This window comes from Stenotrophomonas aracearum (assembly GCF_031834615.1).
In the GTDB taxonomy this organism is placed as follows: domain Bacteria; phylum Pseudomonadota; class Gammaproteobacteria; order Xanthomonadales; family Xanthomonadaceae; genus Stenotrophomonas; species Stenotrophomonas aracearum.
Map to the genome: position 1 here is coordinate 192,617 of NZ_CP115543.1, position 25,109 is coordinate 217,725.

The following is a 25,109-nucleotide window of genomic DNA, read 5'->3' on the forward strand; positions in this document are numbered from 1 at the left end:
GGTTTGACCCCAAGCTGGACCGTCATGCAAGACAACATCATCCAAGCCCTGCGCCGTGGCGCAGCGGACGAAGCCGCGCAGCTCGCGCGCGAATGGAGCCAGGCCGAGCCGGAGCAGCCGCAGGCGCACCGCTGGCTGGCCCTGGCCCTGCAGCAGCAGGGCCAGCACGAGCAGGCGCTGGAAAGCCTGCAGCGCGCGCTTGAACTGGCGCCGGACAACGCCGACCTGCACCTCCAGCACGCCGGCCTGATGATGGCGCTGCGCCAGTTCGAGGCGGCCGACGCGTCGCTGGGCCGTACCGCCGAGCTCAACCCGAATGAACTCTCGGCCTACCTGATGCAGGCCCACCGGGCGCTCATGCGCAACGACGTGGACGAAGCCGAGCGCATCACCCGCACGGCGGCCCGCGTGGATGAAGAGCACCCGGAAGTGGTGGCGCTGCTGGGCCTGGTCGCCCTGCGCCGCAACGACGGCGACCGCGCACTGTCGCTGCTTTCCGCGGCCAGCCGCGCGTTGCCCAACGACGCGCGCATCATCTACGCGCTGGGCATGGCCTACCTGGGCAAGGACATGCTGGCCTTCGCCGAACAGGCGTTCCGCCGCGCGCTGGAACTCAACCCGGGCATGACCTCGCTGCAGGGCCTGCTGGTGCAGCTGGCCCTGCGCCAGGGCAACACCGAGGGCGCCGCCGCCGCGATGCGCCAGCTGCTCGCGAACCCGCAGACCGACACCCCGGCCATGCGCCGCCTGGCCGGCGAACTGGAACTGCAGTCCGGGCAGCCGCTGCAGGCGCTGGAGCACCTGCTGCCGGTGCTGGAACAGTGGCCGGCCGACCGCCACACCCTGCAGCTGCTGCTGATGGCCTGGCAGCGCCTGGGCCGCGAAGCGCAGGCGCGCGAAACGCTCGACGCCAAGCTCGCAGCGCACCCGACCGAACACAACCTGTGGCTGGCGCGGCTGTCGATCGACCCGGTCGGCAGCAGCGAAGCAGCCGCCGTCGGCGCGCGCTGGGTGGAGGCCATGCCCGAGCACCTGCCGGCGCTGGAAACGCGCATGCGCCTGCATGACATGGCCGGTGAAGCCGAGGCCGCCGAAGCCGTCGCGCGCCGCATCACCGCGCTTGAGCCGGGCCGGAGCAGCGGCGAATCGCGCGTGGTCGACGCGCTGCTCGCACGCGACCCGGCTGCCGCCGTGGCGCATGTACAGCAGATGGTCGAGCAGGCCCCGGCCGAAGCCAAGCCGAGCCTGCGCGCCTGGCTGGGGTCGGTGCAGGACCGCGCCGGCCAGCACGCCGACGCCTTGGCCACCTGGACCAACCTGCACGTCAGTGAAGCCCCGCAGCGCCTGCCGCTGCCCCCGCAGGCCAAGGCGCCGCTGAGCTGGCCGGACCTGGGCCAGGTCGACGCCGGCAGCGCCGCCCGTCCCATGTTCGTGTGGGGCGCGCCCGGCTCGAACGTGGAGCGCGTGATTGCCGCCATCGCCGCCGCCAGCCCGGTGCTGCGCGGCGACCGCTTCGGTGCCAACCCGCCGGATGACGCCTTCCAGAGTTACCACGCGCTGCAGGACCTCTCCACCGGCAAGCTCACGCCCGAAGGCCTGGTCGCGCAGTGGCGCGCTCAGCTGCCGGCGCGCGGCCTGGCCGACGCCAACGTGATCGACTGGCTGCTCTGGTGGGACAACGCGCTGCTCTGGGCGCTGCGCCCGCAGCTGCCGGAAGGCCGCCTGCTGCTGGTGCTGCGCGACCCGCGCGACATGCTGCTGGAGTGGCTGGCGCACGGTGCACCGGCGCCGTTCGCGGTGACCTCGGTCAATGAAGCGGCCGAGTGGCTGGCGCGCGCGCTGGCCCAGGTCGCCACCCTGCACGAACAGGACCTGTACCCGCATGCGCTGGTGCGCATCGACGAGATCGGCAACGACCCGGCGGCGATGGCCGAGCACCTGGGCCGCCTGTTCGGCGTGCAGTTCCCGCCCGCACAGACGCTGGGCCCGGTGCGGTTCCCCGCCGGCCACTGGCGCCAGTACAGCGACGTGCTGTCGGCCGCGTTTGCCCAGCTCACCCCGGTAGCGGTGCGGCTTGGCTATACCGAAGCGTAAGGAGACCCGGATGAAACTCACCAGTACCCATCTGCGCAATGGCGAACCGATCGACAGCCGCTTCGCTGCGGGCGACGCGAACGGCTTTGCCGCCAACCGCAATCCGCCGCTGGCGTGGAGCGAGGTGCCCGAGGGCACCCGCTCGTTCGCGCTGCTGTGCATCGACCCGGACGTGCCCACCGTGCCGGAAACGGTCGGCCGCGCCGACTGCAGCGTGCCGGCCGACCAGCCGCGCGCCGACTTCACGCATTGGGCGATGGCCGACATTCCGGCCGACCTGCGAGACATCGCCGAAGGCAGCTGCAGCGACGGTTTCGTTGCCAAAGGCAAGCCGCAGCCGGCTGGCCCGGCTGGCGCGCGCCAGGGCCTTAACGACTTCACCGGCTGGTTCGCCGGCAACCCGGACATGGCCGGGCAGTACCTGGGTTACGACGGCCCGTACCCGCCGTTCAACGACGAACGCGTGCACCGCTATTTCTTCCGCCTGTTCGCGCTGGACGTGGCCACGCTGGACCTGCCCACCCCGTTCACCGCCGCCGACGTGCACAAGGCGATGCACGGCCACGTGCTTGCCGAAGCTGCGCTGCATGGCACGTACACGTTGAATCCGGCGCTGGCGTAATAAAAACGCCGCCCGACGAATGATCGGGCGGCGCAGTTCACCGGTAGTGCCGGCCGCCGGCCGGCTCCACGCCATCCATCATTTCTCGACAGCCGACTCCACGACCATATCCAGCACATACGCCTTCGATGACGCATCGGCCGGCGGGTTGGCCACGTTGAAGCGCTTCACCCGCAGCACGTTGCGCGTGCCGGCTTCGTGGGTATAGCCCTCGATCACGTCGTAGAAGTTCTCGAACGCACCCGGCGTCCCCTTCTTGATCCCGTTCTCATCGAACTGGATCTCGCGCGTCTGCAGGCACTGCTTGTCGCGGATCATCGGGTGCGGGCACGGCTTGGTCTGCGCGGCCACTTCAATGAACACCGTCTCGCCCGGACCGCCGAAGCGGGTTTCGGCCGTCGGCTGCGGGGTGAACACCAGCACGTCGCCGCTGGCGGTGCGCAGGGTCAGCTGGCCTTCGGTACCCAGTTCGGTCTTCAGCGCGCCTTCCAGCCGCGAGCCCACCGCCTGGTCCAGCGCCATCAGCGCCTTGTCGGTGCAGGCCATCATGGTCGAGGCCATCGGCGAAACGGTCAGTGAGCCGTCGGCCAGGGTGTAGCCCCCGCCCATGCGGTTGCAGGTGTTGCTCACCGCCAGGCGGCCGTCGATGAAGTCCAGCGTCACCGGCTTGTCGGCACGCGCGAACAGCGCGTCGATGCGCTTGCCGCTGGCGTCGGTGGCGCTGTCGAGCACCCAGTGGTTGCCCTGCAGGCGCTGCACGTCCAGCTGCGCGGCGGCCTTCTGGTCGGCTGCGGCAGTCGGCGCCGGGGCCAGGTCGTCGCGGCCGGGGCCGGCGGGGGCCTGGCTGGAGGGGTTGCTGCACGCGGCCAGCAGGGCCAGCGGCAGGATCAGCATCAGGTTGCGGGTGGTTTTCATGGACATCTCCTTGGGGGACTTCAGTTACCAGCAGGCAGGAACAGCAGCAGCGCCGCGCCCAGTGCGATCCGGTAGTACGCGAACGCGGTGAAGCGGTGCGCCTTGATGTAGCCCAGCAGCCACTTCACTACGACGAAGCCGGTGATGACCGCGGCAACGAAGGCCACGCCCACGTCCGTCCAGTTCTCGCTGGCCAGCTTGCCGTCCTTGGCCAGTTCCAGGAACGCGTAGCCACTGGCAGCGAACATGGTCGGAATGCCCACCAGGAACACGAACTCAGTCGCCGCCGCGCGCCGGCTCAGGCCGAACAGCATGGCGATGAAGATCGCCGCTGCCGAGCGCGAGGTGCCCGGGAACACGCCCGCCACCACCTGGGCCAGGCCGACCAGCACGGCTACTTTCCAGGTGACCTCGTCGCGGTCGGGCAGGCGCGCGGCGCGCATTTCCACCAGGATCATCCAGATGCCGCCGATGATCAGCGCCCAGGCGATCGGGGTCACCGTCTCCGGCAGCTCCCAGCCGGCCAGGCGCACCGGCAGGCCCACCACGGCGGTGACCAGGAAGGCGGTGCCCAGCTTCAGCACGTAGTCGCGGTTGGCGCGGTCGTGCAGGCCGGTGGCCAGCGACCACAGGCGCTGGCGGAACACCAGGGTGATCGCCAGGATCGCGCCGGCCTGGATCACGATGTTGAAGAAGTCCGAGCGCGCGCCCAGCCAGTGCTGGGCGATCAGCAGGTGGCCGGTGCTGGAAATCGGCAGGAATTCGGTAAGGCCTTCAAGAATGCCCAACAGCAGGGCGGAAAACAGGTCGGACATCGGCGCGCACGGGCTCTGGTTGATGCCGGGCGGTGCCCGGCGGCGGTCCCGATCATAAAACATCAATGCCCGCACCAAATGTGTGCGTGGTGCGGCCGTTGCACCATCGTGGTGCGCAGCGTTCAGGCGCCAGTTCAGTGCAGGCCGTGTGAAATCAACCACTTGTGCGCCGCAGAAAGTTGGCACGGGGATTGCTCTACCCACACAGGCAATCACCCATCTGAGGTTTCACCGATGTCCGTGGAAAACGTTGAGAAGCTGATCAAGGACAACCAGATCGAGTTCATCGACCTGCGTTTCGTTGACATGCGCGGTGTGGAGCAGCACGTCACCTTCCCGGCCAGCATCGTGGAGCCGTCGCTGTTCGAAGAAGGCAAGATGTTCGACGGCAGCTCGATCGCCGGCTGGAAGGGCATCGCCGAGTCGGACATGGTGCTGATGCCGGATCCGTCCAGCGCCTACGTCGACCCGTTCTACCAGCATCCGACCCTGGTCATCACCTGCGACATCCTCGACCCGGCCACCATGCAGCCGTACGGCCGCTGCCCGCGCGGCATCGCCAAGCGCGCCGAAGCCTACCTGAAGTCCTCCGGCATCGCCGAGCAGGCCTTCTTCGGTCCGGAGCCGGAGTTCTTCATCTTCGACTCGGTCCGTTTCGCCAATGACATGGGCAACACCTTCTTCAAGATCGACTCCGAAGAAGCGGCCTGGAGCACCGGCGACAAGTACGACGGCGCCAACAGCGGCTACCGTCCGGCCGTGAAGGGCGGCTACTTCCCGGTGCCGCCGACCGACTCGCTGCACGACCTGCGCGCTGAAATGTGCAAGGTGCTGGAACAGGTCGGCATCGAAGTGGAAGTGCAGCACCACGAAGTGGCCACCGCCGGCCAGTGCGAGATCGGCACCAAGTTCAGCACCCTGGTGCAGAAGGCCGACGAACTGCTGCGCATGAAGCACGTCATCAAGAACGTGGCCCACCGCAACGGCAAGACCGCCACCTTCATGCCCAAGCCGATCGTCGGCGACAACGGCAGCGGCATGCACGTGCACCAGTCGCTGTCCAAGGGCGGCACCAACCTGTTCTCCGGCGACGGCTACGGCGGCCTGAGCCAGATGGCGCTGTGGTACATCGGCGGCATCTTCAAGCACGCCAAGGCGATCAACGCCTTCGCCAACTCCGGCACCAACAGCTACAAGCGCCTGGTGCCGGGCTTCGAAGCCCCGGTCATGCTGGCCTACTCGGCGCGCAACCGTTCCGCGTCGTGCCGCATTCCGTGGGTCTCCAACCCGAAGGCGCGCCGCATTGAAATGCGCTTCCCCGATCCGATCCAGTCCGGCTACCTCACCTTCACCGTGTTGATGATGGCCGGCCTGGACGGCATCAAGAACCAGATCGACCCGGGCGCACCGAGCGACAAGGACCTGTACGACCTGCCGCCGGAAGAAGAGAAGCTGATCCCGCAGGTCTGCTCCAGCCTCGACCAGGCGCTGGAAGCGCTGGACAAGGACCGTGAGTTCCTCAAGGCCGGCGGCGTGATGACCGACGACTTCATCGACGGCTACATCGCGCTGAAGATGCAGGAAGTGACCCGCTTCCGCGCCGCAACCCATCCGCTGGAATACCAGATGTACTACGCGGTCTGAGCAACAGGTGGCGATGCCGAAGGACTTCCCTCCCACCTTCTGCATCGCCACCGCTTTTCGCACCACCGCGCACCGGCTGGGGAGCCACGCGCGGGCACCACGCAGCACCGTTCCACAGGGGCAAGAGAGACCGGACGCGCAGCATGGGCCTTCCTCCCTCCCGCGTCACCGCGGTCCATGCAGTCCGGCGCAAACGACCGGCGGCCATGTGCAAGTGGCCACCGGCTCCATCCATCTTCGGGGCATGCGCATGAAATTGATCTCCGCCATCATCCGGCCGTTCAAGCTCGACGAGGTCCGCGAGGCCCTCTCCGATGCGGGCGTGTCGGGCATCACCGTGACTGAAGTAAAAGGCTTTGGCCGCCAGAAGGGCCACACCGAGTTGTATCGCGGCGCCGAATACGTCGTGGATTTCCTGCCCAAGATCAAGATCGAAACCGTGGTGACCGACGAACGCCTGGACGCCGTGGTTGAAGCGATCCAGACCGCCGCCGGCACCGGCAAGATCGGCGACGGCAAGATCTTCGTCACCGCCGTCGAACAGGTCATCCGGATCCGCACCGGCGAATTCGGCGCAGACGCGCTCTAACCCCACTCGGAGCCCACAATGAAGACTTCCTTGTTCACCGGGTGGCAAGCCCGGTTCCATGCCGTGTGCCTGTTGATGCTGTTCAGCGCGCTCGCGGTGGGTGCACTCAGTGGTACCGCGCACGCGCAGGCACAGGTCTCGCCAGCGCCGAGCGAAACCGTCGCGGTCGAACCGCTGCCGTCGCCCGAAGCGGCCCCGGCGCCCGCCGCGGAAGCAGAAGCCGCGCCCGCTTTCGATCGCGGCGACGTCGCCTGGATGCTCACCTCCACCCTGCTGGTGCTGCTGATGGTGGTACCCGGTCTTGCGCTGTTCTACGGCGGCCTGGTGCGCTCGAAGAATGTACTTTCGGTGCTCAGCCAGATCCTGGTGGTGTTCTCGCTGGTGCTGATGCTGTGGGTGGCCTATGGCTACAGCGCGGTGTTCAGCGAAGGCAACCAGTTCTTCGGCTCGTTCACCCAGTTCGCCTTCCTCAAGGGCTTCACGCCCGACTCGGTCGGCAACACCCCGATCAAGGGCCTGCCGGACTATCTGTTCGTGGCGTTCCAGTCCACCTTCGCCGGCATCACCACCGCGCTGATCGTCGGCGCGTTCGCCGAACGCATCAAGTTCAAGGCGGTGCTGCTGTTCTCGGCACTGTGGTTCACCCTGAGCTACATCCCGATGGCGCACATCGTGTGGGGTGGTGGCTACCTGGGCGCGATGGGCGCGATCGACTTCGCCGGTGGCACCGTGGTCCACATCAATGCCGGCGTGGCCGGCCTGGTCGCGGCGTACTTCGTCGGCAAGCGCATCGGCTACGGCCAGACCGCGCTGAAGCCGCACAACGTGCCGTTCACCTATATCGGCGCGATGCTGCTGTGGGTGGGCTGGTTCGGCTTCAACGCCGGCTCGGCCGCTGCGGCCGACACCGTGGCCTCGCTGGCCTTCATCAACACCATCCTCGCCACTGCGGCCGCGGTACTCGGCTGGACTCTGGTGGAAGCGGTCAGCAAGGGCAAGCCGTCCGCACTGGGCGCCGCCTCCGGCGCAGTAGCCGGCCTGGTCGGCATCACCCCGGCCTGCGGCACCGTTGGCCCGTTGGGCGCAATCGTGATCGGCCTGGTTACCGGCGTGGTCTGCGTCTGGGGTGTCACTGGCCTGAAGCGCCTGCTCAAGGTCGACGACACCGCCGACGTGTTCGGCGTGCACGGCGTGGGCGGCATCGTCGGCGCCCTGCTCACCGGTGTGTTCAGCGCACAGTCGCTGGGCGGCACCAAGGCCGACCTCGACATCGGCCACCAGGTATGGGTGCAGTTCGTCAGCGTCGGCTTCACCATTGTCTGGTGCGCCGTGGTCACCGTCGCGATCCTGCTGGTGGTGCGCATGGTGTTCGGCCTGCGCGTGACCGAGGAAGCCGAACGCACCGGCCTGGACGTCACCTCGCATGGCGAGTCTGCCTACGAGGTCTGACCGCGCGACATCACACAATTTTCCGGGCAACACCTTTGCGTTGATCGACGTTACATCTTGACGTCACAGCCGGCGGCCTATGGGCCGCCGGCTTTTTCATGCCCGAAGGCTTCACCGCGATGTCTCACTTTCGCGAGAAATGGGGATTTTCCTACTGTTTCCGGACCCAACTTCCATTAAAGTCCTCCGGCCGCAGGCTGACCCGTCGCCGCGTGCGCCAGACTCAGCTGCCAAGGAAGTGCGTGAAAAGGGATCAAGGACGTATCGACCGCAGCCATGCGCTGCGCTGGCGCTTGGCCGTGGCTGTCGCCATTGCCTGCGTTCCGGTCACCGTGGGCGCACAGGTGGCCCGGCCTTCGGACCAGGAACTGCTGCGCCAGCAGGAGCGTGAGCGTGTGCTGCGCGAGCAGCAGGAAACCACGCCCGACGTGCGCCTCCAGGCCACCCCTGAGGAAGCCGTAGGCCGCCTGCCGGCCAACGAATCGCCGTGCTTCACCATCGACCACATCGTGCTGGAGGGCGACCTCGCCGACCGCTTCCGCTGGGCGCTGAAGGCTGCCGAACCGCGCAACGATCCGGCCAGTGGCCGCTGCATGGGCACCGCCGGCGTGGACATCGTGATGAAGCGCGTGCAGAACGCCATCATCGCGCGCGGCTTCGTCACCACCCGCATCCTGGCCGCGCCGCAGGATCTCAAGACCGGCACGCTCACCCTCACCGTGGTGCCCGGGCGCATCCATGCGGTGCGATTTGCCAGTGACGAGGGTCGCGTTCCGGCGCTCTGGAATGCGCTGTCGGTTGGCCCGGGCGATCTGCTCAACCTGCGCGACATCGAGCAGGCGCTGGAGAACCTGCAGCGCGTGCCCACGGCTGCGGTCGACATCCAGATAGCGCCGCCGCAGGAAGGCGCTGCGGCCCGGCCCGGCGAAAGCGACCTGGTGATCAGCTGGAGCCAGCGCGCACCAGTGCGCCTAAACCTGACACTGGACGACGCCGGCAGCACCTCCACCGGCAAGCTGCAGGCCGGTGCCACGCTGTCGCTGGACAACCTGGCCGGGTTGAGCGACCTGTTTTATTTCAACGCCGGCAAGTCGGTGTTCAACGGCAGCGCACGCGGCACCGACAGCTGGGCCGCGCACTACAGCGTGCCGATGGGCTGGTGGCAGCTGGGCGCCAACGCCAGCGAGTACGACTACCAGCAGACCGTGGCCGGTGCGTTCGAGACCTACGAATACAGCGGCTCCAGCCGCAACGCCGAGCTGCGCCTGACCCGCATGCTGTATCGCAACGCCCACGCGAAGACCAGCATGTACGGTCGTGGCTGGTACCGCGAGTCGGACAACTTCATCGACGACACCGAAATCCTGGTGCAGCGCCGGCGCATGGCCGGCTGGGAGCTGGGGCTGGGCCACCGCCACTTCATCGGCAAGGCCACGCTCGATGCGAACCTGGCCTACCGGCGTGGCACCGGCGCGTTCGACGCGCTGGAAGCACCGGAGCAGGGCTTCGGCGAGGGCACCGCGCGCGGCAAGATCATCACCGCCGACGCCCAGCTCACCGTGCCGATGCAGTGGGGCAAGCAGGCACTGCGCTACACCGGCAGCTGGCGGGCGCAGTGGAACCGTACGCGACTGGTACCGCAGGACCGCTTCTCCATCGGCGGCCGCTACACCGTGCGTGGGTTCGATGGCGAAGTCTCGCTCACCGGCGAGCGCGGCTGGCTGCTGCGTAATGAGCTGGCGTTCGCCCTCGGCGGCGGGGTCGAAAGCTACGTCGCGGTCGACCACGGGCAGGTCAGCGGCCCGTCTACCGCGTACCTGCTGGGCGACCGCCTCACCGGCATGGCACTGGGCCTGCGCGGTGGCACCCGCCACCTGCAGTGGGAGGGCTTCGTCGGCAGTCCGCTGCACAAACCCGACGGTTTCCAGACCGCCTACACCACTTTTGGCATGAACCTCGGCGTCTCGTTCTGACGCCAGCTGCATGGCCGCGTGCCTGACCGGCGCGCGCACCCTACACCGCATTGAAAGGAAGCAACGCCGTGAATCGAGTCTACCGCCTGGTCTTCAACCGCACGTTGGGTGTCATGCAGGTCGCTTCGGAGCTGGTCAACGCACCACGCGGCGGCTGCGACGCACGCGGTGGCAACAGCGTGGCCACGCTGCGGCCGATGAGCTTCGCACTGTGGCTGGCACTGGGCTGGGTTGGCGTGGTGCAGCCGCTGTCCGCGCAGCAGTCGCCCAATGCCGGCCGCATCATCGCAGACCCCAATGCACCGGCCGAGCAGCGCCCCACCGTGGTCACCTCGGCCAACGGCACTCCGCAGGTCAACATCACCACGCCCAGCCGGGCCGGTGTGTCGCGCAACCAGTACCAGCAGTTCGACGTCGGTTCGCAGGGCGCCATCCTCAACAACGCCCGCACCGACACCCAGACCCAGATCGGCGGGTGGGTGCAGGGCAACCCGTGGCTGGCCACCGGCACGGCGCGGGTCATCCTCAATGAGGTCAACAGCAGCAACCCCAGCCAGCTCAACGGCTACATCGAAGTGGCCGGCGCCCGCGCGCAGGTGGTGATCGCCAACCCGGCCGGCATCCAGGTCGACGGCGCCGGCTTCCTCAACGCCAGCCGCGTCACCCTGACCACCGGCAGCCCGATCGTCAGCAACGGCGCGCTGGAGGGCTACCGGGTCAATGGCGGTGCCATCCGCATTGCCGGTGCCGGCCTGGATGCCAGCCGCGCCGACTACACCGACATCATCACCCGCTCGCTGCAGGTCAACGCCGGCATCTGGGCCAACCAGCTGCAGGCCAGCCTGGGCACCAACGTGGTCAGTGCCGACCACACCGGCGTTGCCGCGCAGGCCGCCGACAGCGCCGCGCCAGCGTTCGCGCTGGACGTGGGCGCGCTGGGCGGCATGTATGCCAACCGCATCTGGCTGGTCGGCAACGAACACGGCGTGGGCATGCGCAACGCCGGCAAGATCGGTGCGCAGGCCGGCGAACTGGTGGTCACCGCCGACGGCCGACTGGAGAACACCGGCGCCCTGCATGCCCAGCAGGACACCCGGGTGAGCGCCAGCGGCGGCGTGGCAAATGCCGGCACGCTCAGCGCCGAGCGCGAACTGCGCGTGGACACCCCGGCCGACATCGACAACAGCGGCGGTACGCTCAACGCGCGCCGGATCGAACTCAACGCCGATGCGCTGCGCAACCGCGCCGGCAGCATCGAGCAGGTCGGCGCGCAGGCGCTGCAGCTGACCGGCGCCGACATCCGCAACGTGCAGGGCCGGATCGGCACCGTGGCCAGCACCTCGCCAGGCGAAGGCAGCGGTGGCGGCAGCACCGGTGGCGGCACCCCTGCGCCGGGCGCTGGCGGTACCCCAGGAACCGGCACTCCGACCCCGGGTACCGGCACGGTCACCCCGCCGGTCACCCCGGTCACCCCGGTCGTACTGGCGGCCGGCGTGCTCAACATTGCCCATACCCTGGACAACGACGGCGGCGCCATCGACGGCAGCGGCGTACTGCAGCTGCAGGCCGGCAACAGCCTGGACAACAGCGGCGGCACGCTCGGCGTGGACACGCTGAAGGTGCAGGGCGAGGCACTGCGCAACGTGGGCGGTACACTCGACGTGCAGGGCGCCGCCAGCGCCAGGGTGGGCACGCTGGACAACAGCGGTGGCCGCATCAACCTGGCCCAGGGCGTGGAACTGCAGGCGCAGACCCTGCTCAACCGCAGCGGCACGCTGGCCCATGGCGGCACCGCCAGCACCGGCTGGTCGATCGGCACACTCGACAACAGCGACGGCAGCATCGCCAGCAATGCAGCCAGCCTCGGCCTGGACGTCGGCGCGCTGGTCAACATCCGCGGCAGCATCAGCCATGCCGGTGGCAATGGCCTGCAGCTGCGTGCCGGGCGTCTGGACGGCAGCGGGGGCACGATCGCCACCGGCGGCAACATCGACCTGCTGCTGGGCACCGCCGACCATCGCAATGCACAGCTGATCGCCAACCAGGTCAGCCTCTCGGCTACCGCCTTCGACAACCGCGGCGGCACCGTGCTGTCCACCGGGCAGCAGGCCAGCAGCCTGCATGTGCAGGACCACCTGGACAACAGCGACGGCGGCACGCTGGCCAGCAACGGCGACCTGCACGTCAGCGCGGACACGCTCGGCAATGCCGGCGGCACCGTCCAGCAGGCCGGCACCGGCAGCCTGCAGATCAACGCGCACACCCTGAACGGCGCGGGCGGCACCCTGCTCAGCAACGGCAGCCTGTCGCTGCAGGGCAACAGCACCGACCTGCGCGACGGCACCACCGCCGCGCAGCGCATCGACATCCGCACCGGCGACCTGGTCACGGCCGGCGGCTCGCTCACCTCGGCCAGCACCGATGTGTTGCGGCTGCAGGTGGCACGCACTCTGAACAACAGCGGCGGCGTGCTCGGCAGCAACGGCGCACTCGCCATCGACAGCACCACGCTGATCAACAATGGCGGCAAGCTGATCGCCGCCGGCACCGACGCGACCACCGTGCGCGCGACCGCGCAGCTGCAGAACGATGGCGGCATGCTGTCCAGCAACGGCGACCTGCGCATCGATACCGACGGCCTGCTCAACACGGGCGGCAGCATCGACCACGCCGGCACCGGTACCCTGCAGATCACCGCCGGCAACGTGCAGGGTGGCGAAGGCAGCATTGCCAGCAACGGCCTGCTGCAGCTGCAGGCGCAGGCGCTGGACCTGCACAAGGGCAACACCCGCGCACGCCAGGTACACATCGACGCAGCCTCGCTGGACAACAGCGGCGGCAGCCTGCTGTCGACCGGCGACCAGGCGCTGCAGCTGCGCATCGGCGGCAACCTGGTCAACGACGGTGGTGCGATCAGCGCCAACGGCGCGCAGCAGATCCACGCCGGTGCCCTGAGCAACCGCGACGGCGCGCTGAACTCGGCCGGCACCGCCGCCACCCGCATCAGCGTGGTCGGTACCCTGGACAACACCGGCGGCAGCCTGGCCAGCAATGGCGCGGCCATGCAGGTGCAGGCCGGCGCGCTGGTCAATGCCGACGGCACCCTCAGCCATTCCGGTACCGGCGGGCTGGCGATCAGCACCGGCCGCCTGGACGGCCAGGACGGCCAGATCGGCACCGCCGGTGCGCTCACGCTGCGTGCGGGCGCGGTCGACCATCGGGGCGCCGCGCTGGCCGCCACCCAGCTCGACCTCAGCGCCGCCTCGCTGGACAACCGCGGCGGCAGCATCGTCGCCACCGGGACCGGCGCCAACACGCTGCAGGTGACCGGCACGCTCGACAACGGCGACGGCGGCAGCCTGGCCAGCAATGGCGACCTGGCGATCAGCGCCGACACCCTGGGCAACGCCGGCGGCAGCATCCAGCAGGCCGGTACCGGCGCGCTCACCCTCGACGTAAGCACCCTGTCCGGCGCCGGCGGCACCCTGCTCAGCAACGGTGCGCTCAGCCTGCGTGGCGACACGCTCGACCTGCGCAATGGCACCACGGCGGCGCAGCAGATCCAGATCGACAGCAACCGGCTGGTCACCGCCGGCGGCCAGCTCAGTGCGCTGGGCAGCGGCATCCTGCAAGTGCAGGCCCGCACCCTGCTGGACAACAGCGGTGCCACGCTGGGCAGCAATGGCACGGTGGATATCGATGCCGGCAGCTTCATCAATGACCACGGCAAATTGATCGCAGCCGGTGAGGCCGCGTCGCAGATCCGCGTCACCAACGCGCTGGACAACACCGCCGGCGCCATCTCCGGCAATGGCGACCTGCGCATCGAGACCGCCTCGATGCGCAATGCGAAGGGCAGCATCGTTGCCAGCGACGCACTGCACCTCCAGGGCGAGGAGCTGGACCTGCGCGACGGTGCGGTAGGCGCCACCGACATCACCGTGCAGGCCGGCAGTCTGGACAACAGCGACGCCACGCTCAGTGCCACCGGCACCGGCGAAATGTCCCTGCAGGTGCGCGACCAGCTGGCCAACAACGGCGGCACCATTGCGTCCAACGGTGCGCAGCGCATCGACGCCGGGTCCATAAGCAACCGCGAGGGCACCCTGAGCGCGGCCGGTACCGCCAACAGCCAGATCACGGTCAGCGGCGCGCTCGACAACAGCAAGGGCCTGATCGCCAGCAACGCCGCCGCACTGTCGGTGAGCGCCGGCAGCCTGCGCAACGAGCACGGCGCCTTCAACCATGCCGGTACGCAGGGCTTCACGCTCACCACCGGGCAACTGGACGGCCGCGACGGCACCCTGGTGACCGCCGGCACCCTGAACCTGTCGGCCGGTGCGGTGGATCACCGTGGCGCCACCGTGCAGGCCGCGCAGATCGCGCTGGATGCGCAGTCCTTCGACAATCGCGGCGGCAAGCTGATCGCCACCGGTACCGGCACCAACCGCCTCACCGTGGCGGATGCACTCGACAACGGCGACGACGGCCTGATCGCCACCAATGGCGATGTGGTGATCGAGGCGGCGACCTTCGGCAACGCCGACGGCACCGTGCAGCAGGCCGGAACCGGCCTGCTCGACATCACCGCAGCCACCCTCAATGGCGCCGGCGGCACGCTGGTCAGCAACGGTGGCCTGTCCGTACAGGGCGAGAACATCGACCTGCGCAACGGCACCACCTCGGCCCAGCGCATCCGCATCGACAGCAGCACCCTGACCACCGCGGGCGGCACGCTCACCGCCACCAGCACCGATCCGCTGGTGCTGCATGCACGCAACCAGCTCGACAACAGTGGCGGCACCCTCGCCAGCAATGGTGCGCTGGACCTGCGCGCGGGCACGCTGCTCAACAGCGGCGGCACCGTGCAGGCCGCCGGCACTGCCGCCAGCCAGATCAGCGTCGACAACGTGCTGGACAACCGCACGGGCAAGATCCTGGTCAGCGGCGACCTCGACATCACCGCCGCCAGCCTCGACAACCAGGGCGGCACGCTGCACAGCGCCGCCGACCTCCACGTGGACGGTCTGCTCGACAACAGCAACGCCGGCCTGATCGCCAGCGGCGGCGACGCCACCCTCAGCGCGGACACGCTGGACAACCGCAGCGGCAGCATCGAACAGGCCGGCGACGGCCAGCTGCAGATCGAGGTGAACACCCTGCAGGGCGCAGGAGGCCGCATCGTCAGCAACGGCGCGCTGGACCTGCAGGGCGAAGCGCTCGATATCAGCGGCGGCACCACCGCCGCGCGCGACGTCCGGGTCATCGCAGGCAGCCTGCAGAATGCCGGTGGCACACTCACCTCCACCGGTGAGCAGGCCATGGTGGTGCAGGTGCGCGACGCGCTCGGCAACGACGGTGGCACGCTTGCCGCCAACGGCGCGCAGCAGATCAGCGCGGGCGCGCTGTCCAACGTCGGCGGCACCCTGAGTTCCGCAGGCACTGCCGATACCCGCATCGAGGTCACCGGCCAGTTCGACAACAGCCGTGGCACCGTGGCCAGCAATGCCAATGCCCTGCACGTGCAGAGCGGCAGCCTGGTCAACGAGGCCGGCCGCATCGCCCACGCCGGCGAAGGTGGCCTGACCGTACAGACCGGCAGCCTGAAGGGCCAGCAGGGCAGCATCGCTACGGCGGGGGCCCTGACCCTGCGCGCCGGCGACGTCGACCACCGCGACGCCACCCTCAGCGCCAACCAGCTCGACCTCATTGCCTCCAGCTTCGACAACCAGGGCGGCACCGTGCTGTCCGGCGGCACCGGGGCCAGCGCGATTGCCGTGCAGGGCACCCTGGACAACGGCGCCGGTGGCACCCTGGCCAGCAACGGCGACCTGCAGGTCACCGCGGCGACGCTGGGCAATGCCGGCGGCATCGTGCAGCACTCCGGCACCGGCACCCTTGCGATCAACGCCCACACCCTCAACGGCGAGGGCGGCAAGCTGCTCAGTAATGGCAGCCTGCAACTGGTGGGCGAAACCACCGACCTGCGCAATGGCACCACCGCCGCACAACGCATCAACGTGCAGACCGGTGAGCTGGTCACCGCCGGTGGCAGCCTGACCGCCGCCGGTACCGATGCGCTGGTACTCAACGTGCGTGGCCGGTTGGACAACACCGCCGGCACCGTGGCCACCAATGGCGCGCTGGACCTGCATGCGGCCCAGCTGCTCAACAACCAGGGCACCGTGCAGGCCGCCGGCACCGCCAGCAGCCAGCTGGGCATCGGCGGCGCCCTTGAGAACCGGGGCGGGCGCATCCTCACCGGCGGTACCACCACGGTCACCGCCGCCAGCATCGACAACCGCGCCGGCATCGTCCACAGCGACGGCACCGCCGCGCTGACCGTCACCGTGGACGGCCTGCTCGACAACAGCGCGCAGGGCACGATCAACGCGGGCGGCGATGCCGACATCACGGCAGGCGTCGTGAACAACGCGGCGGGCATCCTCGCCGCCGGTGCCGCCCTGCAGCTCGACACGGCCACCCAGCTCAACAACGCCGCCGGCCTGATCCAGGCCGGTGCCGCGCTGGAGCTGGACGCCGCCGGCATGAACAACCAGGCCGGCCGGGTCATTGCCGGCAGCATCGACCTCGACACCCGTGGCCTGGCGCTCGACAACCGCGCCGGCACCGTCGCCAGCCTGAGCGGCGCCAACACGCTGCACACCGGCCTGCTCGACAACAGCGGCGGCCTGCTGCAGTCGGCCGGCAACCTGCGCATCGACACCGCTGGGCAGGCGCTGCTCAACACGAATTCCAACGGCAATGGCATCAACAGCAGTGGCACCCTGGACATCACCAGCGGCGCCTTCGACAACCGCGCCGGTGCCGTGTTCGGCAAGGGGACCATCACGGTCAACGCCAGCAGCGTGGACAATTCCGGTGGCGGCTCGCTGCAGGGGGCGGGCGACCTTACCCTGCACGCACAGACGCTGGGCAACGTCGGTGGTGCCATCAGCGTCGGCCGCAACGCCGACATCGCGTTGCCGGGCGCGCTGGACAACCGCAGCGGGCTGGTCGCCGCCGCCGGAACGCTCACCGTGCAGGCCGCCAGCATCGACAACCGCAATACCCTCAGCGCGCCCAACGGCCCGGCACTGGGCCTGCAGGGCAAGCAGCTGCAGGTGACCACGGGCAGCCTGGACAACCAGCAGGGCCAGGTCCTGGCCGACAACCTGAAGCTGCAGCTCGGCGGTCTCTTGAACAACACGGGCGGCCAGGTGTCCGCCGCCCAGACCTCCGAGATCAACGCCGACAGCATCGCCAACGCAGGCGGCACGCTGGTGGCCGGCAGCAAACAGATCATCCGCACCCGCGAGATCACCGGCAACGGCAGGCTGCTCTCGCAGGGCGACATGACCCTGGAGCTGCGCCAGAGCTACACCAACACCAGCGAGCTGGCCGCCAATGGCACGCTCACCCTCGCCATCCAGGGCAACCTGGACAACCAGGGCAAGCTGCAGGGTGCCGGGGTCAACATCAGCGCCGGCAACATCCATAACGCGGCCACCGGCGAAATCAGCAGCGTCGGGCTGACCCGCCTGGTCGCCGCCGGCGAGCTGGTCAACCGTGGCCTGCTGGACGGCCACACCACCCATATCGACGCGGGCACGCTGACCAATGTCGGCACCGGCCGCATCTATGGCGACCGCATCGCGATCAATGCCGGCACCCTCAACAACGTTGCCGAGAATGTCGGCGGCGTGGAGCGCTCGGCCACCATCGCCGCGCGCCAGCGACTGGACCTGGGCGTGGGCGTGCTGACCAACCGCGGCCAGAGCCTGATCTTCAGCGACGGCGATGCCTTCATCGGCGGCGGGCTGAGCGGCTTGAATGCCGTAGGCACCGCGCAGCGCATCGACAACCTCAGCGCCACCATCGACATCGCCGGCAACCTGGACATCAACGCGCTGGCGGTGAACAACATCCGCGAGAACGTGGTGGTGGAGCAGAAGACCACCCAGTACGGCCCTGTCACGCTGAACCAGCCGGGCTGGTTCAAGAACGGCAACAACACCGGCGCCCTGCGCAACACCTCCAACTTCCAGCCCAACGAGGTCTACTACCTCAACCCGGACGACATCCTGGAAGACAGCGCCTACATCACGCCCGACGGCCAGCAGATCCGCCGCGCCGTGGTGCGCCTGACCGCCAACACCAGCGCCTACTACTTCGCGCGCGGCGGCCTGTACGGGGCACGCGGGGAGCGCTCGCGCCTGACCGTCCAGGACGGCACCGTGGTGATCTACTACGTGGGCCGTTCCGACAACCGCAACAACCCCGACCAGCTCGGTGCCGGCGCCGAAGATCCGTTCCGCGACCTCTCCGCGAGCCAGCCGGGCAGCCCGGCATTCCGCTATGAATCGGACACGCTCAGCTACAACAACGCGTACGGCACCTGCACCACCAACTGCGTGCAGCTGATCACCTATCCGGACTACGACAATCCGGACGCGATGCTGATCAACATGCAGCGCCACCCAGAGGAGACCAGCGGCAACGAACAGCGCCGCGTGGCGACCCGCACCACGGTGGAAGACGTGCTGGTCTCGGCCGGCGCCGAGGCGGTGATCACCGCTGGCGGCAACATCAACATCGCCACCGACGCGCTGCTCAACGAGTACGCCAGCATCGCTGCCGGTCGCGACTTCAGCATCCGGGGGCTGAACGTCGCGACGTCGTCGGTGATCAACCGATCGCGCACGCTGGAGCGCACCGACAGCTTCAACAACGTGTCCTACACGTACGGTGGCTCATCCAGCCGCTGGAGCGCCGCGCCGATCACCCAGACCCTGGGTGTTCTCGGCACCGAAATCACCGCCGGCGGCAAGCTCACCATCGACGTGGGCAACCTGCGCAACGAGAACGTCGGCAGCAGTGGTCCCAGCGTAGGCAACGGCAGCGGTACCTCCAACCTCAACACCGGCGGCCCTGGTGCAGGCTCGGTGGGTCCGGGCGCCGGTGCCGTACAGGGCCCCGGCCAGAGCGCCGGCCAGGGTGCGGGTCCGGTGAGCGCGCAGGGACCGGGCGCGGCGTCTGCGGCCCAGGGCGAAAACGGCACCGTCGTGCAGGGCCCAGGCAGCGCGGGCGCGCAGCTGGCCGACACCGCGACTGGGCAGGGCCCGGGACAGGTTGGTTCGGCCGGCCCCGGCAGCGGCGGTGCACAGGACATCAGCGCCGCGCAAGCAGGTCAGGCCACGGCCAACGGCCCAGCGGCCGTGCAGGCGGGCAGCAGCAACGGCAGTGGCGGCAACGCGGCCTTGGACCGCAAGCAGGCCGTCGCCGCCGCCGGCGATGACCCGCACGTGGTGGTGACCGCCACTCCGAACGCCAGTGCGCCCAGCGCCAGCCTGTTCAACGTGGACGCCAACCGTGGCAATTATCTGGTCGAGACCGACCCGAAGTTCGCCAACTACCGCAGCTGGCTCAGCTCCGACTACCTGCTGCAGCGTGCCGGGTTCGAGCCCACCCAGACCCAGAAGCGCCTCGGCGACGGCTTCTACGAGCAGAAGCTCGTGCGCGAGCAGATCGGCGAACTCACCGGCCGCCGCTTCCTGGACGGATACGCCAGCGACGAAGACCAGTACCGCGCGCTGCTCGAAGCCGGTGCCACCGTGGCCGGTGCCTGGGGCCTGCGCCCCGGCGTGGCGCTCACCGCCGAGCAGATGGCGCGCCTCACCAGCGACATCGTCTGGCTGGTAGAACAGGACGTCACCCTGGCCGACGGCTCGGTCACCCGCGCGCTGGTGCCGCAGGTGTACCTGCGCGTGATGCCGGGCGACCTCGACAGCAACGGTGCGCTGCTGGCCGGTGCCGACATCGATATCAAGCTGCGTGGCGATCTGGTCAACAACGGCGACATCGCCGGCCGTCAGCTGGTCAGCATCGACGCCGGCAACATCCGCAACATCGGCGGTGGCCAGATCAGCGGCCAGCAGGTCGGCCTGAAGGCCAGCGGCAACATCGACATCATCGGCAGCACCGTCACCGCAACCGACGTGCTCGCACTGAAGGCCGGCGGCGACATCACCGTTGCCTCCACCACCCGCCAGTGGAGCGACAAGGGCGACATTCTGCACCAGCAGACCACCACGCTGGACCGCGTGGCCGGCCTGTATGTAACCAACAAGGACGGCGCCGGCGTGCTCAGCGTCAACGCCGGGGGCAATGTCGAGCTGCGCGCCGCGCAGCTGGCCAATGCCGGTACCGACGGCCTGACCGCCGTCGTCGCCGGTGGCGACATCAACCTGACTTCGGTCACCGAGCAGCGCAGCGTCTCGCTGACCCACGACGCGCGCAACTTCACCAGCCAGAGCCAAGTGACCCATATCGGCACCACCATCACCGGTGCCGGCGATGTGGTCCTGAACGCAGGCCGCGACCTGAACCTTGCCGCCGCCAACGTCTCGGCCGCCAACGCCCTGGTCGCCCAGGCCGGCCGTGACATCAACAGCGTCGCCGTGGTCGACACCCAGAGCTTCGAGAGCGGGGCGAAGAGCAAAAACCATTCGCGCGAAGTGACCGCCGCGAGTGGCTGGGTGCTGGGCAACCAGCTGAGTGGTGGCGAAGGCGTGGCCCTGCAGGCCGGACGCGACCTCACCCTGCAGTCCACCACGGTGGACAGCAGCGACGGCGGCGTGGTGCTCTCGGCTGGCCGAAATGTCGCCCTGACCACCACCCAGGAGACCCACGACCTGGTGGTGGACGAAACCACCCGAAAGAAGAAGACGCTCTCCAGCACCACCACCACCACCCACGAGCAGAGCGCGGCCAGCTACGCGGTCGGCTCCAGCGTGGGCGGCAAGACCGTGGACATCATCGCGGGCAACGACGTCTCCATCACCGGCTCCACCGTGCTGGCCGACAACGACCTGCGCATTGCCGCGGTGAACAACATCACCATCGAGTCCGCGCAGGACACCCTGAGTGAAGCCAGCAGCTTCAGCCAGAAGAAGTCGGGCATCACCGGCGGCTTCGCAAATGGCGTGGCCTCGGTGGGGTACAACAGCTCGCGCAGCAACAATGAAAGCGCCAGCCAGTCCACTACCCAGGTGGGCTCGGCAATGGGCTCCATGAACGGCAATGTCCAGCTCAATGCCGGCAACCAGCTCACCATCGCCGCCTCCGACGTGGCCGCCGGCCAGGACCTGACCCTGATCGGCAAGGACATCAACCTCATCGCCCGCCAGGACACGGTGGACACGCAGAGCAGCCAGTCCAGCAAGTCCAGCGGCTTCTCGATGGGCGTCACCTACGACCCGACCAAGGCCTACCGCAGCGCCCGCGACTCCACCACCGACGGCATGGCCGACAGTGGCTCGATCATGGGCGACATCACGCGCAACGCCGAGGGTATGGCGTCAGGGACGATGGCAGCGGTGTCGGTGGCGGTGGTCACTGCGGGTAGCCAGCGCGCCAGCGGCAACCAGACCCACTCCACCAGCGACGCCCGGGTAGCCCAGCTGAGTGCAGGCGGCGACATGACCCTGATCGCCAATGGCGGCTCCATCACCAGCCAGGGCGCCCAGCTCTCGGCCGAAGGCGATGCGCTGCTGCTGGCCACCAAGGACATCGTGTTCGACGTGGCCCACAACACCGAGTCCAGCACCAGCCAGAGCAGCGGCAAGGGCTGGGGACTGGCCACCAATACCAGTGGCCTGCCGGTCGGTACCAACAACTCGCGCAGCGAGGGCACCGGCCAGAGCGACACCATCACCGGCACCCAACTCTCCGTGGGCGGCGGCGTGCGCATGGCCACCACTGAAGGCGACATCACGCTCACCGCTGCCAACATCGCTGCAGAGAAGGACGTCACCATCCGCGCCGCCGGCAACCTGACCGTGCAGAGCGGCCAGGACACCGTCAGCAATGCCAACACCGCCGACAGCAAGGCGATCGGCACGGTGCAGATCTCCGACACCGAGAAGTTCGCTGGCTGGCATCGCCAGCAGCATGAAGATGACAGCGGCATGGTCTCGCAGGTGGCCAGTACCATCGGCAGTCTGGGCGGCAATGTGAACCTGGGTGCAGGTGGAAAGTACACGCAGGTGGCCAGCAACGTAGTGGCCGCGCAGGACGTCAACATCACCGCTGCAGAGATCGAGCTGCTCACCGCGGATGAGAGCGGCTACAACTCGCAGAGCGACAAGGACCTGAAGATTGGTGTGTTCGCGCGGGTCAAGTCGCCGTTTATTGATCTGATCAACAACGTTGATGCCGCCCGCCAGTCCGACGGAAGACTGCAGGCGATGCAGGGCATGGCGGCGGGCGCCAACGCCTACCAGGCAGGCAGCGCCATCGCCAGCGCGGCCAAGGGGGGCGGCGCCTCCCTGTTCAGTGCCGAAGCCGGCATCGGCTTCAAATCCTCCAGCAGCAGCGCTGATGGCAGCAGCACGGTCTCGCGCGGTTCCACCATCCAAGGCGGCGGCAACGTCAACCTGACCAGCACCAGCGGTGACATCCACGTGGTGCAGGGCAACCTGAGCGCCGGCAACACGCTGACGCTGGACTCGGCGCGCGACATCCTGCTCGAGGCCGGCCAGGCCAACCTGCAGAACAGCAGCAAGAGCAACAACGCCGGTGCAGAAGTCGGCGTGGGCGTGTCCGTGGGCGCGCAGACCGGTGTGTACGTGTACGCCGAGGCCAGCGTAGGCAGCAGCAAGTCCAACGCCGAGAGCAGCACCTGGCAGAACACCACGCTGGCCGGCAGCAGCATCTCGCTGAAGGCGGAAGGGGACACCACCCTGCGTGGCGCCACAGCCACGGCCGACCGGATCGACGTGAAGACTGGCGGTACGCTGACCATCGAGTCGCTCCAGGACATCGCCGAGAGCATGTCCAAGGAAAGCCAGGTAGGTGGCCGCGTGCAGGTTTCGTTTGGCACGGCGTGGGACGCCAGCGGCTACGCCAGCGCCGCCAAGGCCAACGGCAGCTACAAGGGTGTCGGCCAACAGTCCGGCCTGTTTGCCGGTGACGGCGGTTACCACGTCGACGCCAGCCACGTGAACCTGGTGGGCGGCGCCATCGCCAGCACCAACGCGGCCAACAGCGAGCTGACCGCCGAGAGCTTCGCCTTCAGCGATCTCAGAAACGAGATGGATTACCGGGCCAGTTCGGCCGGCGTCAGCGGCGGCTTCGGATTCACCGGGAACGCGGCAACTGATGCCGCAGGCAATCCGGTTGCGGCGCCGAACGCTGCCGGCCAGATGAAGGACATCGGCCACACCATCGCCAATGGCGAGTACGGGGCCGTCAACAATACCTCGTTCAGTCCGGGCATTCCCATGTCCGAGAGCGGCCACGACGGCTCCACAACCTCCGCCACGCTTACCGGCGGCAACATCACCATTGGCGGCAAGACGGTCAGCGCTGGGGACCTGGGCGTGAACACCAACGCCAGTACTGCGCACCAGGCGCTTGAGACGCTCCCGGACCTGCAGAAGATGCTGCAGGAGCAGCGGGCGATGGCGCAGGCGACGGGTACCGTGGTGGATGCGGGGATGCGGATACGGGCTGACATCAATGCATCCATCGACGTAGTGAAAGCGCGTGGCGATGAAGCGCAGAAGTTGCTGGACGATCCGGCAACCAGAGACTCTATGACAGCTGAGCAGCAAGGTCAGCTACTCGCGATCGCGGTGAATGCAAACCATGAGATAGAGAGGCTGCAAAAGGTTGGAGTCTTGGTAGGCGCCATCACGGGCGGCATGGCCGCCTCGTCGGGTAGTGCCGGCCAGATTGCGGCGGGTACACTTGCCCCGTCTATCTCCTACCAGATTGGTCAATATTTCAAGGAGAACGCCGCTAGAAACGAAATGGACAATGGCAACAGGGGCGAAGAAGGTAGCGCCACACATTTGCTAGCGCACGCCCTGCTGGGCGCGGCGGTGGCATCAGCAGGTGGAGACAATACGCTGCTCGGCGCATTGGCAGCAGGCGGAGCTGAAGCCGCCGCACCTTCCATCGCCAAGTTCCTGTTCGGCAAGGACAGCAAGGATCTAACAGCCAGCGAACAGGAAACGGTGAGCTCCATCGCGGGCATTGGGGGGGCGCTAGTTGGCTCATTCCAGAATGGACTGCTAAGTGCAGCCGCAGGAGGCACTGCAGCAAAGAACGCCGTCGACAACAATTGGGGCGAAGTTGGGCACTACTCCACCATGGCGACCATCCTCTATTTGGCAGGCTTCAACGAGAATGACGCTAAGGCAATCGCGCTTGCGGCGTGGTCACCTGACACTGACTACAGAAACGCAATCACTTTGGCCAATGTGATGCTGGGAACCGTACCAGTGATGCCTCAGAAGACCGATCATCTTCTGAACGGACAGAAAGACCCGGTTAAAGTGAAGGCCGATCAGGAGGAACTGGCCGGAGTGGTTGCCAGCATCCTGGCAAAGATGAAGGAGTATGAGAACGATCCGATCAAGAAGCGGGAGCTGCTCAAGGACAAAAAGACGCAGCGCGCACTCCACGCGTTTGGGGACTCCTTTGCGCACGTGAATGAAAAGGGTGAGCATTTTGGCCCGGAAAAGGGCCACCTTCTGGCTTCCCTGTTCGGCAAGGAACCGGACAATCCATACTCCAACAAAGAAGCCTTCATCAACTACGCTAATGCGCTCTATGCGGCGGCTTCCAGCACCAACGGTCAGCCAAGGCGCGATGCGGAGTACGTTGCAGAAATGGCAAAAACGATGACCGCCTATGAGAGCGAGCAGTACCAGAAGGAAATCCTTTCTGGAGCAATGCAATTGCTGAACGGTGGGTGGCCAGTTGGACTGGTGAACAGTCCTGTTCCAGAGTGCGGAAAGTGGGAGAACTGCGTATTGCGTACACCAAACAACACTGTGAACCCGGTGATTGATGGGATCTACGGAATAGGTAGGAAGCCGATTACTGCTCCCGTGCCGGTGGTCGACTGGTCCAAGCTAAACAACTTGCCAACGAGGTGACATGCACGTTCAATCTCACATAGCGGGGACTCCATGCGAATGCTGCTGAACATTCTGTAC

At 67.8% G+C, this 25,109-nt stretch carries 9 protein-coding genes; 7 read left to right on the forward strand and 2 right to left on the reverse strand.

Annotation, left to right across the window (positions count from 1 at the left end; genetic code table 11):
• The first annotated feature begins 24 nt into the window (after positions 1-24).
• Together PDM28_RS00840 and PDM28_RS00845 are read left to right on the forward strand one after the other, a co-directional pair.
• The gene (locus tag PDM28_RS00840; protein WP_311183418.1) at positions 25-2,094 is read left to right on the forward strand and encodes a tetratricopeptide repeat protein; all 2,070 of its coding nucleotides are present in this window, start codon (positions 25-27) and stop codon (positions 2,092-2,094) included.
• Between the two features lie 10 nt (positions 2,095-2,104).
• Positions 2,105-2,716, forward strand: coding sequence for a YbhB/YbcL family Raf kinase inhibitor-like protein (locus tag PDM28_RS00845; RefSeq protein ID WP_102947220.1), 612 nt, complete (start codon positions 2,105-2,107; stop codon positions 2,714-2,716).
• A gap of 78 nt (positions 2,717-2,794) precedes the next feature.
• Here PDM28_RS00845 and PDM28_RS00850 read toward each other — a convergent pair whose 3' ends face one another.
• Positions 2,795-3,631, reverse strand: coding sequence for an META domain-containing protein (locus PDM28_RS00850; RefSeq protein ID WP_311183419.1), 837 nt, complete (start codon positions 3,629-3,631; stop codon positions 2,795-2,797).
• 20 nt (positions 3,632-3,651) lie between these two features.
• The gene (locus PDM28_RS00855) at positions 3,652-4,446 is read right to left on the reverse strand and encodes an undecaprenyl-diphosphate phosphatase (protein ID WP_070207927.1); all 795 of its coding nucleotides are present in this window, start codon (positions 4,444-4,446) and stop codon (positions 3,652-3,654) included.
• A gap of 234 nt (positions 4,447-4,680) precedes the next feature.
• Between PDM28_RS00855 and glnA the strand changes: the two genes are divergently transcribed.
• From glnA to PDM28_RS00880, 5 genes are all read left to right on the forward strand, one after another.
• Positions 4,681-6,090 (forward strand): type I glutamate--ammonia ligase, encoded by a 1,410-nt coding sequence (glnA, locus tag PDM28_RS00860; protein WP_102947218.1) that lies wholly within the window; start codon positions 4,681-4,683, stop codon positions 6,088-6,090.
• A gap of 250 nt (positions 6,091-6,340) precedes the next feature.
• Complete coding sequence (locus tag PDM28_RS00865) at positions 6,341-6,679, forward strand: P-II family nitrogen regulator (protein ID WP_070207933.1); 339 nt, start codon at positions 6,341-6,343, stop codon at positions 6,677-6,679.
• Between the two features lie 18 nt (positions 6,680-6,697).
• Positions 6,698-8,128, forward strand: coding sequence for an ammonium transporter (locus tag PDM28_RS00870; protein ID WP_311183420.1), 1,431 nt, complete (start codon positions 6,698-6,700; stop codon positions 8,126-8,128).
• A gap of 242 nt (positions 8,129-8,370) precedes the next feature.
• Entirely contained in the window at positions 8,371-10,101 is a 1,731-nt protein-coding gene (locus tag PDM28_RS00875) for a ShlB/FhaC/HecB family hemolysin secretion/activation protein (RefSeq protein WP_425507622.1), read from the forward strand.
• A 68-nt stretch (positions 10,102-10,169) separates the two neighbouring features.
• Positions 10,170-25,049 carry a hemagglutinin repeat-containing protein gene (locus tag PDM28_RS00880; RefSeq protein ID WP_311183421.1) on the forward strand — a complete coding sequence of 4,960 codons (14,880 nt, stop codon included), beginning with the start codon at positions 10,170-10,172 and terminating at the stop codon, positions 25,047-25,049.
• The last annotated feature ends 60 nt before the right edge of the window (positions 25,050-25,109 follow it).